The organism is Xanthobacter pollutisoli, assembly GCF_040044995.1.
Classification (GTDB): Bacteria; Pseudomonadota; Alphaproteobacteria; order Rhizobiales; family Xanthobacteraceae; genus Xanthobacter.
In genome coordinates, this window is record NZ_JBDZDP010000002.1 from 247,615 (window position 1) to 262,595 (window position 14,981).

At 70.8% G+C, this 14,981-nt stretch carries 14 protein-coding genes; 3 read left to right on the forward strand and 11 right to left on the reverse strand.

What is annotated here, in order from left to right; translation table 11 throughout:
• Position 1: 1 nt before the first annotated feature.
• Complete coding sequence (locus tag ABLE93_RS06515; protein WP_348838791.1) at positions 2 to 523, reverse strand: SixA phosphatase family protein; 522 nt, start codon at positions 521 to 523, stop codon at positions 2 to 4.
• A gap of 191 nt (positions 524 to 714) precedes the next feature.
• On the opposite strand from ABLE93_RS06515, the gene ABLE93_RS06520 reads away from it, so the two are divergent.
• Complete coding sequence (locus tag ABLE93_RS06520; RefSeq protein ID WP_348838792.1) at positions 715 to 2,295, forward strand: FAD-binding oxidoreductase/lyase; 1,581 nt, start codon at positions 715 to 717, stop codon at positions 2,293 to 2,295.
• Here the strand turns inward: ABLE93_RS06520 and ABLE93_RS06525 are convergent.
• From ABLE93_RS06525 to ABLE93_RS06540, 4 genes are all read right to left on the reverse strand, one after another.
• Entirely contained in the window at positions 2,283 to 2,801 is a 519-nt protein-coding gene (locus tag ABLE93_RS06525; protein WP_348838794.1) for a hypothetical protein, read from the reverse strand. The genes ABLE93_RS06520 and ABLE93_RS06525 overlap by 13 nt on opposite strands.
• 74 nt (positions 2,802 to 2,875) lie before the next feature.
• Positions 2,876 to 3,871 carry a P1 family peptidase gene (locus ABLE93_RS06530; RefSeq protein WP_348838795.1) on the reverse strand — a complete coding sequence of 332 codons (996 nt, stop codon included), beginning with the start codon at positions 3,869 to 3,871 and terminating at the stop codon, positions 2,876 to 2,878.
• 30 nt (positions 3,872 to 3,901) lie between these two features.
• Entirely contained in the window at positions 3,902 to 4,675 is a 774-nt protein-coding gene (locus ABLE93_RS06535) for a hypothetical protein (protein ID WP_348838796.1), read from the reverse strand.
• Positions 4,676 to 4,782: 107 nt separating this feature from the next.
• Positions 4,783 to 9,156: an apolipoprotein A-IV repeat region-like domain-containing protein gene (locus ABLE93_RS06540; protein ID WP_348838798.1), complete on the reverse strand. Its 4,374-nt coding sequence runs from the start codon at positions 9,154 to 9,156 to the stop codon at positions 4,783 to 4,785.
• A 280-nt stretch (positions 9,157 to 9,436) separates the two neighbouring features.
• Here ABLE93_RS06540 and ABLE93_RS06545 point away from each other — a divergent pair, with 280 nt between their 5' ends.
• Positions 9,437 to 9,757 (forward strand): 2Fe-2S iron-sulfur cluster-binding protein, encoded by a 321-nt coding sequence (locus ABLE93_RS06545; RefSeq protein ID WP_348838799.1) that lies wholly within the window; start codon positions 9,437 to 9,439, stop codon positions 9,755 to 9,757.
• 28 nt (positions 9,758 to 9,785) lie between these two features.
• Here the strand turns inward: ABLE93_RS06545 and ABLE93_RS06550 are convergent, their stop codons facing one another.
• Positions 9,786 to 10,334, reverse strand: coding sequence for an SH3 domain-containing protein (locus tag ABLE93_RS06550; protein WP_348838801.1), 549 nt, complete (start codon positions 10,332 to 10,334; stop codon positions 9,786 to 9,788).
• A gap of 156 nt (positions 10,335 to 10,490) precedes the next feature.
• Between ABLE93_RS06550 and ABLE93_RS06555 the strand changes: the two genes are divergently transcribed.
• A complete protein-coding gene (locus ABLE93_RS06555; protein ID WP_348838802.1) occupies positions 10,491 to 11,492 on the forward strand; it encodes a 2-hydroxyacid dehydrogenase in 1,002 nt (333 codons plus the stop codon).
• A 50-nt stretch (positions 11,493 to 11,542) separates the two neighbouring features.
• Here ABLE93_RS06555 and ABLE93_RS06560 read toward each other — a convergent pair whose 3' ends face one another.
• From ABLE93_RS06560 to ABLE93_RS06580, 5 genes are read right to left on the reverse strand one after another with little or no spacing between them, the layout of a single operon-like run.
• On the reverse strand, positions 11,543 to 12,559 hold the full coding sequence (locus ABLE93_RS06560) for a glycosyltransferase domain-containing protein (RefSeq protein WP_348838804.1): 1,017 nt from the start codon (positions 12,557 to 12,559) through the stop codon (positions 11,543 to 11,545).
• Between the two features lie 4 nt (positions 12,560 to 12,563).
• Positions 12,564 to 13,379, reverse strand: coding sequence for a HesA/MoeB/ThiF family protein (locus ABLE93_RS06565; RefSeq protein ID WP_348838805.1), 816 nt, complete (start codon positions 13,377 to 13,379; stop codon positions 12,564 to 12,566).
• A 31-nt stretch (positions 13,380 to 13,410) separates the two neighbouring features.
• Positions 13,411 to 14,007, reverse strand: coding sequence for a DsbE family thiol:disulfide interchange protein (locus ABLE93_RS06570; RefSeq protein ID WP_348838806.1), 597 nt, complete (start codon positions 14,005 to 14,007; stop codon positions 13,411 to 13,413).
• Positions 14,004 to 14,177, reverse strand: a complete 174-nt coding sequence (locus ABLE93_RS06575; RefSeq protein ID WP_348838807.1) for a heme exporter protein CcmD — start codon at positions 14,175 to 14,177, stop codon at positions 14,004 to 14,006. Before ABLE93_RS06575 ends, ABLE93_RS06570 begins: the two co-directional genes overlap by 4 nt.
• Positions 14,178 to 14,187: 10 nt before the next feature.
• Positions 14,188 to 14,919, reverse strand: a complete 732-nt coding sequence (locus ABLE93_RS06580) for a heme ABC transporter permease (protein ID WP_348838808.1) — start codon at positions 14,917 to 14,919, stop codon at positions 14,188 to 14,190.
• Between the last annotated feature and the right edge of the window lie 62 nt (positions 14,920 to 14,981).

Genomic DNA, 14,981 nt, shown 5'->3' on the forward strand with positions numbered 1-14,981 from the left:
CTCAATCGCTTCCCGGCAGGTCTTTGGGCGTCACGAAGCGGTCGAGCCGGCCGGACGCGGGCGTCGTGGCGCCCCAATCGTCGATGGGAAGGTCGATGACGGCGAGGCCGCAGGTGGGGAATTTCTCTGCCATGCTCGCTAGATGGGGCGCCGATCCCGAGCCCACAAGCATGTCGGCGAGATCCTCTAGGCCGGGATTGTGCCCCACCAGCATGAGGCTGTGGGCTTCCCGGGGCTGCTCGCGCACCACCGAGAGCAGGCGGGCGACGGTGGCGTCATAGACCCGCGGCTCGCTCGCCACCACCTTCACCGGCGGCAGGCGGGCGGCGACGAGGTCCCAGGTCTCCCGCGCCCGGCGGGCCGGCGAGACCAGCACTCGGTCGGCGATGAGCTCCTCGCGGGCGATATAGGCACCCATGCGCGGGGCGGCGGTGCGGCCGCGCGGCGCCAGCGGCCGCTCGGGGTCGGCGATCCCGTCGGGCCAGTCGGACTTGGCGTGTCGCAACAAGATCAGACGGCGCATGGGACAGGGGACCCGGTGAAGCAGAGCGGGACCCTTATGGCTTTGCGCTGGATGCGGTGCAACCCGCCATGCCGCGCCGCAGCGTCACGCCCCCGGGGGCAGGTAGGTAGCGCGTGTCATTAGAGCGCCGCAAATAAACGGTTTCTCAAGGGCGCGGCCACAGCATGCAGCGTGTTTCATTGGACCAATTCATGAGCCAGAGTGTGGGCCCAGGTGCTCCCGTCCGCGATGCGGCGCCCCCCGAGCGCGCCGGCGGGGCGCCCAAGCGCAATCATGATTGCGACGTGTGCGTCGTCGGCAATGACGTCGCGGGCCTCGTGCTGGCCGCAGATCTTGCCCGGCGCGGCCGCGAGGTGCTGGTGCTGGCGCCGATGCCGCCGGCGCGCCCCTGGCCCCTCGACGGCGTCATCTCGCCCGGCTTCACCCTGCCCACCGAGGATCTCGTGGCGCGGGTCGGGCGCGAGGATGCGCACGAGCTTCTCATCCTCTCGACCGCTGCAGCGAAGTCGGGCCTCGCCCTGGCCGAGCGTTTTGGCGTGACGGTGGGACCACGTGGACGTCTCACCGTCGCGCGGGCCCATGCCGCCGACGATCTGCGGCGCGAGCACGATCTGCGACAGGCGCTGGCGCCGGATACCACCGTTCTGGTGGGCGCCGGGGACCTCGCCGCCCTTCTCGCCACCGATACCTTCGCGCTCGGCCTCGGCGTCGTGCCGGCCGAACGGGTGCCGACCGAGGCGTTGCGTGCCGCCCTGGAAGCGGAGGCCCGCGCCGCCGGGGTGCGGATCCTGAGCGTCGAGGGCGCCCTGAGCGCCGACCTCAAGGGCGTGCGCAAGTATCTCGATACGGCGAACCAGAGGGTCCGCGCCTTCCAGGTGGTGATCACCGGCGCAGCGGCTTTCGCCCGGCTCGGTCCCAAGGTGGCGCGCCTGCCGCGCACCCCGTGGGTCTCGGGCGGCTTCCGTGTGCCCGGGCTGGCAGTGCCCTATGCGGGCGTGGTGGAGGAAACCGGCCTCACCGGCCTCACCTGGCATGTGGACGGCGACCGGCTGGCACTCGCCGCCGCCACCGCCACGCCCATGATGACGCGGGTGGGCGCCGCCCGGGTGCTGCGCCGCCATGCCGCCGAGGCCTATGGGGTTGGCTCGAGCCTTGTGGAGGGCGCGCGCGGCCGCTGGCTGCCCGAGACCGGCGGCATGCCGCTGCTGCACGAGGGCGAGCGCGGCGTGTGGTATGCGCTGATCCCCGGCGCGGGCGTCTTCGGCCTCGACTTCCTGGCGGCGCGGCTCATCGCCGGCGCGCTGGCCGATCGCGACGACCGGATCGCTCTGCTCCAGCCCTTCGCCTCGGGCACGCTGACCGGCTGGGCGGGGCGCATTGCGCGCACCGCAGGCTATTGGCACCTGCGCCTGGCCGCCCGTCTGTTCATGGAGAAAGCGGCGAAACCTGTCGCGGCGCAGGAGCCGGTGCTCGACGCCGGGCTGATCGGTTTGCCCGTTCAGCCGCCCGAGGTTCTGCCGGCCGAAGCCGCCGAGAGCGCTTTGCCGCCGCCGCGGGACCCCCATCGCGTCAGCGGCACGGCGACGGCGTCCGCACGGGCGCGTCAGGGGGTTGCAGCGGCGACTTCGGCCTCGCGCCACGCGGCCCGGGCGGCGCTGCATGCGGCGTCGGGTTGGGCGTCCGGCATCGCGGCGCGGGCGGCCTCCGGGCCGAGCCGTCGTCGGCGTCCCGCCCCCGAGCCCGAGGACGATACGCCGCCTCAGCGCCGGTAAAAGGCCTGTGGCCGGGTCCCCTCGCGGAAATAGCCGAAGAAGGCGGCCACGGCCGCCGCCTGGGCCAACAGGCCCGGCATGAGCGCCGCGAAGGCGCCGAGGTCGGCGCCGTTCGGGGCGATGGCGTCGCGGATGGCGAACTGGCTGTAGGCGGTGGCGAGCAGCCAGGCCACAAGGATCCAAGGCAGGACCGACAGGGCGAGGCGCGACTTCGCCACCGTCAGCACCACCGTCGTCAACGCCCAAGCGAAGAGCACGATCTGCGGCACGAGGCCCAGCCGGAGCACCTGCTGGGCGACGCCCGGCCCGGCAAACGAATCCAGCAGGGCGGAGGTCGTGCCCGTCACCCCCAGCGCCGCCACCAAGGTGAACAGTCCGGCCAACGGCAGCGCGGTGATGCCGCAGGCGCACCAGAAGATGATGGCGAGCGGCCCGCCGAGGCGCGGCGCGGCGGCGGGGGCGGACGACTGCGTCGCGGGGATATGGCGGGGGGCGGGCGTGTTCATCCGTTCGGTCCTCGGCTCGCCCGCCTTATAGAACGTTTTGCCCGGAAGGCGATCCGCGGCGCGTCGGAGCGGTCTCAGCCGCCGAACACGTCGTGCCAGCTCTTCTGGCTGTCGGCGAAGGGCAGCCGCCGCGCCGCGAATATCGCGCGCGCCACCGCCCGCGCCAGCACCACAGAAGCGAGGGCGCCGAGCCGCGCGAGATCCGGCAGCGGCACATCGAGCGGCCGCCGTCCGGTCGCCAAAGCGAACACCACGTCGCCATCGAGGGGGGTGTGAACCGGAAAGAGGGACAAGGCGAGCCCGTTCTGCGCCATGATGGCGAAGCGGCGGGCCTGCACCGGGGTCAGCACCGCATCGGTGGCCACCACGGCAATGGTGGTGGCGAAGCGCGCGATGCCACCCTTCAGGTGGGGATGAACCGCCTCGTCGGCGGCGAGGGTCGTGGGCAGTCCGAGCCCGCCGAACTCCCCGTCGCGCTCGTAGGGCGCGGCGCGCAGCTGCGGTCCGTTGCCGTAGAGCGGACTTCCGGCGGCGTTGACCGCCACCACGGCGCCCACCACGTGGCCGCTCGCCGCGAGGGCGGAGGCCGAGCCGAGGCCACCCTTGACCGTCGCCGTGGTGCAGCCGGTGCCGGCGCCGACGGAGCCGAGCGCAAAGTCGATGTCGGCGGCGTTGAGCGCGTCGCGCCCGAGCCGCAGGTAGGGCGGGTGCCCCTCCCAGCCCTTGTCGCCGCCGTTGAGGAGATCGAACAGGATGGCGCCGGGCACGATGGGCACGCGGGCGGTGCCCACGGCGAAGCCACGCCCCTGCGCCGCCAGCCCCGCCATGACGCCGGACGCGGCATCGAGCCCGAAGGCGGAGCCGCCGGAGAGGGCGATGGCGTCCACCCGCTCCACCGTCGCGGCGGGGTCGAGGAGGTCGGTCTCGCGCGTGCCCGGCCCACCGCCGCGCACGTCCACGGCGGCCACCGCCGGCTCCTCGCACAGCACGACGGTGACGCCGGTGCCGATGTGCAGGTCGGTGGCATTGCCGACGCGGAGGCCGGGCACGTCGGTGATGAGGTTGCGCACCCCGCCTCCTTCAGGCGCCGGCGGGGCGCCTTAGATGCCGGCCTTGTTCAGCTCGGCATAGACCTCTTCGGACCAGGTCTTCAGGTCCATGAGGCCGGCATAAGCCGACCAGATCTCGATGCCGAACTTCTCGGCGAGGTCGGTCTCGGTGGACGCGAGGGCATCCTCCACCGGGGTGAACGTGCGCTCCAGATGGGGCCAGAGCTCGGAATAGCAGCGCGGGATCTTGATGAAGGTGAGGTTGCGCCCGGCGCCGGCCTTCTCGATGCGCGCGAGGCTCTGCCCGGCGAAGGAGCCGCCCACCTCGTTCTCCACCACGATGATGTTGGCCACCGGCAGCGCGCCGCCCACCACCACGTCCTCGATCAGGGTCGAGACGTTCTCGATGGCGTGGGTTTCGGGTTTTGTCACCACGAGCAGGTCGATCTCCGGCGAGTTGCGCTGCTGCATGATGTAGGAAACGCGCCGGTGGTGCGCCCACTGCACCAGCTGGGGCACCACGTTGGCGCCCATGTCCAGCACCGCCCCGCCCGCCAGCAGCAGGCCGCCGAAGCGGTCCCAGTAGCGCAGGGGCGCGTTGGCGTCGTTCTCCGACTTGCTGGAGCCCAGCGCCGAGCCGATGCCGAGCTCAAGCACGCGGGTGGGAAAGAACTTGCCGATCTTGGAATGGCCGGTTCCGTCGGTGAAGTCCGCAGCCACCAGCTTGTAGGCGAGGTCGCGCTTCCTGAGGGCGCTGAACACCATTTGGGCGAGCGTGGTCTTGCCCTGTCCGCCGGCATAGGCGGCGCAGATATACGTCTTCATCGCGGATGGCTCTCCGTGCGCTGAACGATGGTCCGGCCGCCGGGCGCGGCCGCGTCGTTTGATGCCGCCGGGCACCGGGGCAGCCCCGGCGGTCCCGGACGGCTCACTCAGTCGAGCCGCCCTGCCGCATGGGCGAGCATGGTGTAGACCTTGCCCGTGTCAGACGTGAGATAGGTCCGCGCCAGGGCGCTGCCCCGGTCGTCGCCGGACACCTGGTCGATCAGCCGTTCGAACTCGGCCACGTAGCGGTCCACCGTCTCGCGGAATTCACCGTCGGCACGGTAGCGCCGCTTCAAAGCATCGAACGCCTGCTGGCCCTGCGCCGTGTAGAGCCGGCGCGAGAAGACGTGGGCCTCGCCCTTGTTGTGCCGGTCCCACATCTCCACCGCCGCCTGGTGCTCCACCATGCGGGCGATGTCGGAGGAGAGATCGTCGAGATTGTCGACGCTGGGCGGGGCCGCAGGAGTGCGGGCGGCGCGCTGCGCCGGCGCGGCGGCCGGGGTCGGGGCGGGGGCCTCGTCCTCGGTCTCCTCGGAGGCGCGGGCGAGAAGGTCGCTCAGCCAGCCGTCACGGTCCTCGCCGGCGGGCTCCTGTCGGGGCTCGGGACGGGCTTCCTGACGGGTCTCGGGCCGCGGTTCAGTGCTGCGCGGCTCGGTCCGGGGCGCCGGCCGGGGGGCGGGACGCTCCGCCGGCTCGGGGCGGCGGGTGGCCGGCGTGGCGCGGCGCAGTTCCGACTGGAGCAGGCTGGCGCCTTCCCCGCGCGGGGCCTCGGCGCGGCTGCGGGCCGAGGCGACCTCGCGGGTCGTCTCGCGCACCGGCTCGCGGGCAGGGCGGGAGGCCTCGAGCGCCGCCGAGCGGGCCGTGGTCTCCACCACGTCGAGCGCCTGGCCCTGGCGGGCCACGATCTCGTTGAGCTCGGCCAGCGCCTTGATCTGCTCGGCCACGGCGCGGCGCATGGTGGCGGCGCTCGCCTCGGTCTCGGCAGGCATTTCGAGGATGCCGCGCTTCATCTCCTCGCGGGCGAGGGTGATGGACTGCTGCACGTCCTCGGCGACCCGCTTGAGGTCCACGGCCACCTCGGTGAAGCGGCCGCCGGTCTCGCCGAACAGGCGCTGCACGTCGCTGAGGGCGGCCTCGTAGGTCTCGCGCAGGGTGCGGGCGGTGCGCTCGCGCTCGGCGTCGGCGGCCGCGCGAACCAGCGCCAGCTGCTGCTCCACCGCCGCGGTGGAGCCGGAGGTGGCGGAGGTGATGACCTCCGAGATCTCGCGCGCCCGGTCCTGGGTGGTGGTGAAGGACTGGTCCAGCATGGCGTGGAAGGACAGCAGGCGGCTCTCCACGTCGCCGACGCGCTGGGCGAGCAACTGCGCCAGCTGGTCCATGGCGGCGCGGCGGCTGTCCAGGGTGGTGTCCACCTGGTCGTGGGCGGAGGCCAGCGTCTGCGCCGCCTCGTCCATGAGCCGGCGGTTCTCCTCGAGGCGCTCGGAGAGCGCGCCCATCTGCGCCAGCGCGTTGGACGAGACCTCCTTGAGCGCGCCGATCTGCTCCTGGAAGCGCTCGGCCGTGGCATCGGCGCTGCGGCTGATGCCGGAGACCGTGCTGCCGAAGCCTTCCACCTGCCGGGCGAAAGAGCCGGCAAAGCTGTCGAGGTTCGACACCGCCGAGGACATGGCGCCCTGGAAGGTGGCGTTGGCGTCGGACAGGCGCTCGATGATGGCGCCGACGTCGGTCTTCAGCGACGTGTTGGTGGCGGTGATCTCCGACACGGCCCGCTGGCTGGTGCGCTCCAGGGCGGCCAGGAAGGTGCCGTTCTTGTCGTCGATGAGGTGGGCGATCTCGGTGAGGCGGGTGCCGAGGCTGTCGGCCACCTTCTCCGAATGCTCGGTGAGGGTGCGGCTGACGTTGCTCGACAGGGTGGTGAGCGAGCGCTCCACCGCGCCGGCCTCGGCCCGCAGGGTGCCGGAGACGGTCTCGATGCGGCCGACGAGGGCATCGGCGATGGCGCCGCCGCGCACCTCCAGCGAGGTGGCGACGCCGTCGAGGCGGCCGAGCACCAGCTCCTCGATGCGGTGGACGCGGCCGTCCAGCACCGAGGCGATCTCCTGCGCCCGCACGCCGATGCTGCGGTGGACCGTCTCGGCCCGGTCGGTGAGCACGTCGCCGAGGGCCTTGGAGCGGGTGGCGAAGAAGGTCTCCAGCGTCTCCACCGACTTGTCGAGGGATTCGGTGGCGTTCTTGGTGCCCTCGGAGATGGCGCGGGCGAAGTTGACCGTGCGGGTGGCGAGGGTCTCGGTGAGGCTCTGGGCGCGCTGGTCGAGGGTCTGCTCGATGCGCGAGAAGCGCTGGTCCATGATGGTGGCGACGTTGTCGGTGGTGGCCGACAGGCGCTCGTCCAGGCTGGACGTGGCGAGGCGCAGGTTCTCGTTCACCAGCGCGACGCGGTGGGTGATCTGGTCGACCAGCTCGGGGGCGTGCACCTTCACCGTGGTGTCGAAGGTCTTCACGCCTTCCTGCATGGTGCGGGCGAGGCTGGCGCCGTCGTGCTGGAGGCGGTCGGCGAGCTCGGCGCCGCGCACGGTAATGGTCTCCTCCATCGCCTTCAGGCGGGCGGTGAGCATCTCCTTGATGGCGTCGCCCTTGGTGCCGATGGTGGCCACCAGGATGTCGGCGGTCTCGCGGAAGGCTTCCGTCACCTTGGAGCCACGGGCGCCGATGGCCTGGGTCATGTCGGTGGCGACGCGCGACAGGCGCTCGGTCATGTCCTCGCCGGCGCCGCTGAGGGAGGCGGCGATCTCGTTGCTCTTGTCCACCAGCGCGGTGACCACATGGTTGCTGGAGCGGTCGAGGGAGGTGGTGATGCGCTCGCCGGTCTCCGAGAGGCGCTGCTGGAGATCCTCGCCGCGCACCGCGACGGCGTCGTAGATGCGGTTGCCGGTGGCCTCGATGCGGTCGGCGAGGTCGGTGCCGCGCACCGACAGGGTCTCGGCCACGCGCTCGCCGGTCTCTTCCAGCTTCTTCACCAGCTCGCCGCCGCGGGTGGAGAATTCCAGCACCGCGGTTTCGCTGGTGGCGCGGAAGGCGGAATTGACCTGCGCCACCTGCACGTCGATGTCGTCGGCGAAGCGGTTGGCGTTCTCGGTGAGGGTGTCGCCGATGCCCTGCTTGAGCCGGTCGATGTTGACGGTGATGTCCTCGCCCCAGCGGTCGATCAGCTGGGCCACGTCGGAGGTGGTGGACAGCAGGTTGGTGGCGAGGTCGTCGGTGCGCGTCTTCAGGGTGTTGACCAGCAGGTCGCCGGATTCGGAGAGGTCCTGGCGGATGTCCGAGCCGGTGAGCTGGAGGCGGTCGATGAGCTCGCCGCCCTTGGCGGTGAGGCTGTCGATCATGCTGTCGCCGACGCGGGCGAGGGCGGCGGTGATGTGCTCGCCCTTCTGGCCGAGGATCTCGGTGACCTGCTCGCTGGCCTCCATCATGGTGCCGTGGATGCGCGAGGCGACGTCCTTCACCTCGTTGGAGAGCACCACCTCGGCATTCACGATGCCCTCGCGCAGGCGCTCGGTCTCGATCTGGATGTTGTGGCGCTCGGTCTGGAGGTCGTCGATGAGGGTGCGGATGCGCACCTCGTTCTCCTCATAGGCGCGCTCGAGGATGGACACCTCCGCGCGCACCATGGCCTCCAGCTCGCTGGCGCGGGAGATGGCGCGGTCGATGCCGTCGCCCATGGCCGCTACCTCGCGGCGCACCGCCTGGCCGACGGTGACCACGTTCTCGGTGGCGATGGATTCCGGCTGGGCCAGGCGCAGGGCCACCTCGGTCATGGACCGGGCGATGCCCTGGAGCTCCAGGGAGCGGCGCAGCACGCTCGCCATGCCGAAGAAGCCGAGCGGCGGCAGAAGGATGCCGGCGAAGATGCCGAGCAGCGCCGGGGAGTCGGTGAGGGACTGGAGGCCGCTGGAGGAGGCCATCAGGGCGCGGTGATAGGCGAAGGCGAAGGCGATGCCGACCACGATCCAGATGAGCGAGGCGCCCGCCGCCCAGTAATAGGGCGTCACCGGCGGCTTCTTCTGCAGCTGGCCGAGGAGCTGGCCGATGGTCTGGCGGTCGTCGTTGGCGGCGCGGCGCTCGGCTTCGGCGCGGGGACGCGGCTGGGCCTCCCGGCGACCTTCGGGGCGCATCTCGCCCTCCGGCGGGCGGGCCCGGCGATTGATGGGCCGACCCTCGCGCGGGCCGGCGGAGAGGGGACGGTCGCCGGCGGGCCGCTCCGGCGCGCCCCGGTCGGGCGCGTAGGGTGCTTCCGCCGATTTCGCGGCCGCATTGGCTTCGGCATTGTCGAGTTCGAGCGTCAGAGCCTCCTGGATGGCCGACAGAGCCGCCTCGGTCGGATCCTGGATCTTCTTCGGGTTCTTCATCTCGTTCTCGCCTCTGCCGTCGACGGTGCTGGCACGGGACGTCGCCGTCGCCAGTGCGCCGATACCAGTACACATGCCTCCTCATCCGGACCGGCCGGACGAAGATGGTTTACCGTTTCTTATCCTAGACATACCGCCGCAAGGTTTGAACCGGGCGTGCCACATTTATGAAGATATCGTTAACGCGGCTTGACCTTGGCCGTATCGGAGCTGCGCCGGCGTTCCTGTGGCGCTGCGAACCGCGCGGTGCGCCGGTGCTGGTGCGGTGCAGCGCGAGCGTTTATAGGCAGGAGCCACGTTCCGTCACCCCACAGCCACCGCCGGTCCCGGCGGAAGCCGAGCAAGCGACAGTCCCATGGTTGCCATCACCTTCATCGAGCATACCGGTGCCGTCTACAACGTCGAGGGCCCCGAGGGCGCGACCGCCATGGAAACGGCGGTGCGCAACGGCGTGCCCGGCATCGTCGCCGAATGCGGCGGCGCCTGCGCCTGCGCCACCTGCCACGTCTATGTGGACGAAGCCTGGGCCGACAAGGTCGGCGAGCCCTCCGAGATGGAGGAAGGCATGCTGGATTTTGCCACCGACGTGCGTCCCAATTCCCGCCTTTCCTGCCAGATCAAGCTGACGGCGGCGCTGGACGGCCTGGTGCTGCACACGCCGGAAATCCAGGGCTGACGCGGATGGAGCAGGGGGCAGACGCCGCCTACTCCACCTTCTCGTCGGGATAGACGCCGAACAGCTGGTTCTGCTGAACGAAGCCGTCAAAGCCGTCGCCGGACAGGCGGCAGAACTTGCCGTCGCAGGATTTGACCACGGCGAGCACGCTCGGCTCCAGCTTGGCCACCACCTTGGCCTCGCCGGTGGGACCGTCGCGCAGGGGCACGGTCTCACCCTTCAGCCAGGGCGCCACGAGGGCAGTGCGGCGCAAGGACAGCATGGAGTGGTAGACCCAGCCCTCGGCGCCGTCGGCGTCGCGGATGCGCCGCCAGGTCTCGAACTCGGCGGTCACCTCCACCGGCAGGCCAGCGCGGTTGAACACCCACGACACGTCGTGGTCCTTGTTGGGGCCGTTGCGCACATTCACCTTGTCGGCCTTGAGCGAGACGAAGCGCGGCACCGGCAGGCCCGAGCCGCCGTTCTCCGCTGCCGAGACCGGCGCGCCGCTGCCCCCGATCACCATCACCGCCAGCACCACGGCCGCGCTTGCGCGGGCGCTCAGGCTTCGCATCAGATGAGGTCGCATCGTGGGCATGATGGGCTCGTCCTTTCGCATCGCAGCGGAACTTTCGGGGGGAGTGCGCCGCCGCGGCGGGCACGTCAAGGCCTGCGTCTCGGCGCGCCTTGTGTTTCCCCGCCTGTCTGATAGACGGGACCAGAACCGTTAAGAAATGGGGAATGGGGAGTAACGATGGTGCGTCGCAAGCCCCTCGTCGTCGTCACGCGCAAGCTGCCCGACTCGGTCGAGACGCGCATGCGCGAGTTGTTCGACGCGCAACTCAATATCGACGACGTGCCCATGGACCAGGCCGCGCTCGTGGAAGCCGTGAAGACGGCGGACGTGCTCGTTCCGACCGTGACCGACCGCATCGATACGTCGGTTCTCTCCCAGGCCGGCGAGAACCTGCGACTGATCGCCTCTTTCTCCAACGGCGTCGATCACATCGACGTCGCCAGCGCGCTGACGCGGGGCATCACCGTCACCAACACACCCGGCGTTCTCACCGAGGACACCGCCGACATGACCATGGCGCTCATTCTCTCGGTGCCCCGCCGGCTCGCCGAAGGCGCCCAGGTGATGATCGCCGACAAGGAAGAGTGGGCCGGCTGGTCGCCGACCTGGATGCTCGGTCGCCGGATCTGGGGCAAGCGCCTCGGCATCATCGGCATGGGCCGCATCGGTCAGGCCGTGGCGCGGCGCGCCAAGGCGTTCGGTCTGCAGATCCACTATCACAACCGTCGTCGCCTCAATTCCGGCATCGAGGAGATGCTGGACGCCACCTATTGGGACAGCCTCGACCAGATGCTGGCGCGCATGGACATCGTGTCCGTGAACTGCCCGCACACGCCGGCGACCTACCACCTGCTCTCGGCGCGCCGCCTCAAGCTGCTGAAGCCCGACGCCTATGTGGTGAACACCGCCCGCGGCGAGGTGATCGACGAGAACGCCCTGACCCGCCTTCTGGAAGCGGGCGAGATCGCCGGCGCCGGCCTCGACGTGTTCGAGCACGAGCCCGCGGTGAACCCGAAGCTGGTGCGCCTCGCCCGCCAGGGCAAGGTGGTGCTGCTGCCCCATCTCGGCTCCGCCACCCTGGAAGGGCGCGTGGACATGGGCGAGAAGGTCATCGTCAACATCAAGACCTTCATGGACGGCCACCGTCCGCCGGACCGGGTGCTGCCGGCCATGCTGTGAGGCGTAGCGCGACCACGCGCCATGGGCGGGCCGGTCGCGCGTCTCGCGTTCTATGAGTGCCTTCGGCCTTTGCCGAAGGCACGCGCCAGCCTCTTCAGCGCGCTGGCGCGCCGGGGGGCTGCGGCGTCTGCCCCAAGATGCACGCCGCCCGCATTCGGCTCGTCCGGCGGGCGTGCCGCCATTTCGCTGTCCGGCTCCGGAGCTGGCGGCGAATCCCCTGCAATCGCCCGGGCGTGCTCGGCGGCCCGCAGATGCTCAAGATCCGCCTCAGCCTGCCGCAAGGCGTGTTCCAGAGCGGCGATGCGCGATTCCCCGGCGCGGCGCGCCTGCATCCATTCCTCCACCAGAAGCGCTGCGGGCAGCTGGGCGAGGACGGGGGCGAAAGGCAAAGCCGAGCGGTCGCGTTCCGGCGCCACGGGCCAGCGGTGGAACCAGGAAACCGCGTTGTCGATCTCGATCCGTTCCGGCGTCAGCCCGGCCCGGCGGAAGGCGTAGGTGCCCGAGACCTGATCGCGCCGGGAGTAGCGCAGGACCTGGGTCAGCCACGTCCGCATGGCGGCGATGACCACCGGATCATGGTGGCGGCGGATCATCACCGCCGACCAGAAGGGGACGTCTGCCAGCACCTCCGGCGCGGTGAGCTGATAGTGGTTGAGCTGCTCCAGGATGCGGCCCGCGTCGTCGAAGCCGAGCCGCAGGATCTCCAGGAACTCGTCCTTGATGCTGGCGCGGAAGCTGTGGCCCGGCACAGCGGCACGGGCACTCGACGGCAGGTGGCGGGCGATGATCTCCTCCGGTGGCGCCGTCAGGATCACCGCATTGTCGATGTAGAGCGACACGTCGTAGCCCGGCAGAAGCTCGTGCGGCGAGAGCTTGACGATGCGCTGGCTGCGCACCGGATCGAGCGGCAGCGCGAGCTCCATGGGCATGATGCGCCAGCTCTGGCTGGCGAGGCTCGGGTCGTCTGTGAAGCAGAGAAAATCGAGATTCGATTGCGCCGCAACCGGCTGCTCGTTCAGCGCCTCATAGCCGCCCGCGAGGCAGGTGTAGACGCAGGCGCGCGCCATCCGCTCAGGCCGCGCTGCGGGCGTGGGCGGAGAGGTCGGTGATGCGCCGGTCCTCGCCGGTGAGCGGGTTGTCCGGGTCCCAGCCGTAGCTCAGCGTCTCGAACCGCATGGAGCGCGCGTCGATCATCAGGAGGCGCCCCACCAGCCCCTCGCCGAACCCGACGATGGCGCGGATCGCCTCCAGTGCCGCCAGCGAGCCGGCAAGGCCGGCGAGGGCACCGAGCACCCCCGCCTCGGCGCAGGCGGGCACCATGCCGGCTGGCGGCGGCTCGGGAAACAGGCAGCGGTAGGTGGGATTGGGCGTGCCGTCCGGGCCGCTCTCATGGGCGCGGATGGTGGTGATGGTGGCATCGAACGCGCCGAGCGCCGCCGTCACAAGCACTTTTCGCGCCAGCACGCAGGCATCCGAGACGAGATAGCGGGTGGCGAAATTGTCCGAGCCGTCCACCACCACATCCGCCTGGGCCACGAGATCGAGCGCATTGCCGGCGTCGAGCCGCACATCGTGGGTCACCAGCTCCACGTGGGGATTGAGGGCGGAGATGGCGTCGCGCGCGCTCTCGGTCTTGGGCCGGCCGATGTCGGCGGTGCGGTGGATGACCTGCCTTTGCAGGTTGGAGAGGGAGACCACGTCGTCCTCGACGAGGATCAGCCGGCCCACCCCCGCCGCCGCGAGATAGAGCAGCACCGGCGCGCCGAGGCCGCCGGCGCCCACCACCAGCACGGTCGCCGCCTTCAGCTTCTGCTGGCCGGGTCCGCCCACGTCGTGCAGCACGATGTGGCGGGCGTAGCGCTCGATCTCCTCGGGGGAAAAGGCCATCAGGTTCTCCGGTCGGCGCCGCGACGGGCGCTCAGCCGCCGGCGAGGCGCGCCATCAGCGGCAGCAGGGTCGTCGCGACGGCGTCCGGCGTCAGCGGACCGACGAATTTGTGCACGATGGTGCCGTCCTTCGCCAGCACGAAGGTCTCCGGCACGCCATAGACGCCCCAGTCGATGGCCGCCCGGCCCTTGGGATCGACCCCCACCGCCTGGTAGGGCAGGCCATACTGGCCGAGGAAGCGGCGGGCATTCTCCGGCGCGTCCTTGTAGTTGATGCCCACAAGGCTGAAGCGCGGGTCCTTGGCGAGCTGCATCAGGATGGGATGCTCGTCGCGGCACGGCCCGCACCAGGAGGCCCACACGTTCACCAGCGCCGGCTTGCCCGCGAGGGCGGCAAGGTCGATGCCCGGCACCGGCGCCCCGCCTGCGCCCTTCAGGCCGTCGAGGGGCGGGAGGCTGGCCGTGGGGGCGGGCTTGCCCACCAGCGCGGAGGGGATGCGGGAGGGATCGCCCCCGGTCTCCAGCCGCGAGAAGAACAGGCCGGCGACGGCGAGGAACACCACCAAAGGCAGCGCCACCAGCCAGACCCGCCGCTTCGGGCGGGGGGCGGGGCTGTCCGGCATCGTCATGGCGCATCCTCCGTCCCGGGACGCGTGCGGCGGCGGGAGATGCCGCGCGCCTCCAGCTCGGCGAGTGCCCGGCGCTGGCTGAGATAGTCGGCGAAGAGCCAGCCGGCGAGGAGGCCGAGGCCGACCAGAGCGGCGCCGTAGGAGGCGGCGATGAAGGTGAAATGGCTCATGACGCTAAGCTCACGCCATGGCTTCGGCGGCGGCGCGCGCCTCGAGCGCCTGCACCCGGCGGCGCAGGATCTCGGTGCGCATGCCCAGCATGTGGAGCGCCACGAACAGCAGCGTGAAGCCGATGGCGCAGGTCATCAGCGGCCACAGCAGGCTCGGGTCGATGGTGGATCCGCCCATGCGGAAGACCGAGGCCGGCTGGTGCAGCGTATTCCACCAGTCCACCGAGAACTTCACGATGGGCACATTGATGAAGCCCACGAGGGTCAGCACCGCGGCGGCGCGGCCGGCGCGGTTGGGATCGTCGATGGCGGCGCGCAGCGCCATGAGGCCGAGATAGAGCAGCAATAGCACCAGCATGGAGGTGAGGCGGGCGTCCCACACCCAATAGGTGCCCCACATGGGCCGGCCCCAAAGAGCCCCGGTGACGAGGCAGAGCAGGGTGAAGGTGGCGCCCACCGGCGCGGCGGCCTTGTGCGCTACGTCCGCCAGCGGATGGCGCCAGACCAGGATGCCGATGGAGGAGGCCGCCATCAGGGAATAGCCGAACAGGCCGAGCCAGGCGAACGGCACGTGGATGTACATGATCCGCACCGTCTCGCCCTGCTGGTAGTCGGCCGGCGCGCGGAAGGCGAGGAAGAAGCCGACCGCCAGCACCGCCAAGGCCGCACCGGCGATCCAGGGCAGGAGCCGGGCGGAGAAGCTGAGGAAGCGGACCGGATTGGCAAGGTCGAGAAGCGCCATGACGGCGTTCTAGAGGGTTTTCCGCCCAAGTGGAAAGCCGCTCGCGTCAAGAAGACGCGACC

What these genes read in the sequence shown, in the direction of transcription:
- ABLE93_RS06515 (WP_348838791.1), bottom strand. Translation starts at nt 523, where the DNA reads ATGCGCCGTCTGATCTTGTTGCGACACGCCAAGTCCGACTGGCCCGAC.
- ABLE93_RS06520 (WP_348838792.1), top strand. Translation starts at nt 715, where the DNA reads ATGAGCCAGAGTGTGGGCCCAGGTGCTCCCGTCCGCGATGCGGCGCCC.
- ABLE93_RS06525 (WP_348838794.1), bottom strand. Translation starts at nt 2,801, where the DNA reads ATGAACACGCCCGCCCCCCGCCATATCCCCGCGACGCAGTCGTCCGCC.
- ABLE93_RS06535 (WP_348838796.1), bottom strand. Translation starts at nt 4,675, where the DNA reads ATGAAGACGTATATCTGCGCCGCCTATGCCGGCGGACAGGGCAAGACC.
- ABLE93_RS06540 (WP_348838798.1), bottom strand. Translation starts at nt 9,156, where the DNA reads ATGTGTACTGGTATCGGCGCACTGGCGACGGCGACGTCCCGTGCCAGC.
- ABLE93_RS06545 (WP_348838799.1), top strand. Translation starts at nt 9,437, where the DNA reads ATGGTTGCCATCACCTTCATCGAGCATACCGGTGCCGTCTACAACGTC.
- ABLE93_RS06550 (WP_348838801.1), bottom strand. Translation starts at nt 10,334, where the DNA reads ATGCCCACGATGCGACCTCATCTGATGCGAAGCCTGAGCGCCCGCGCA.
- ABLE93_RS06555 (WP_348838802.1), top strand. Translation starts at nt 10,491, where the DNA reads ATGGTGCGTCGCAAGCCCCTCGTCGTCGTCACGCGCAAGCTGCCCGAC.
- ABLE93_RS06560 (WP_348838804.1), bottom strand. Translation starts at nt 12,559, where the DNA reads ATGGCGCGCGCCTGCGTCTACACCTGCCTCGCGGGCGGCTATGAGGCG.
- ABLE93_RS06565 (WP_348838805.1), bottom strand. Translation starts at nt 13,379, where the DNA reads ATGGCCTTTTCCCCCGAGGAGATCGAGCGCTACGCCCGCCACATCGTG.
- ABLE93_RS06570 (WP_348838806.1), bottom strand. Translation starts at nt 14,007, where the DNA reads ATGACGATGCCGGACAGCCCCGCCCCCCGCCCGAAGCGGCGGGTCTGG.
- ABLE93_RS06575 (WP_348838807.1), bottom strand. Translation starts at nt 14,177, where the DNA reads ATGAGCCATTTCACCTTCATCGCCGCCTCCTACGGCGCCGCTCTGGTC.
- ABLE93_RS06580 (WP_348838808.1), bottom strand. Translation starts at nt 14,919, where the DNA reads ATGGCGCTTCTCGACCTTGCCAATCCGGTCCGCTTCCTCAGCTTCTCC.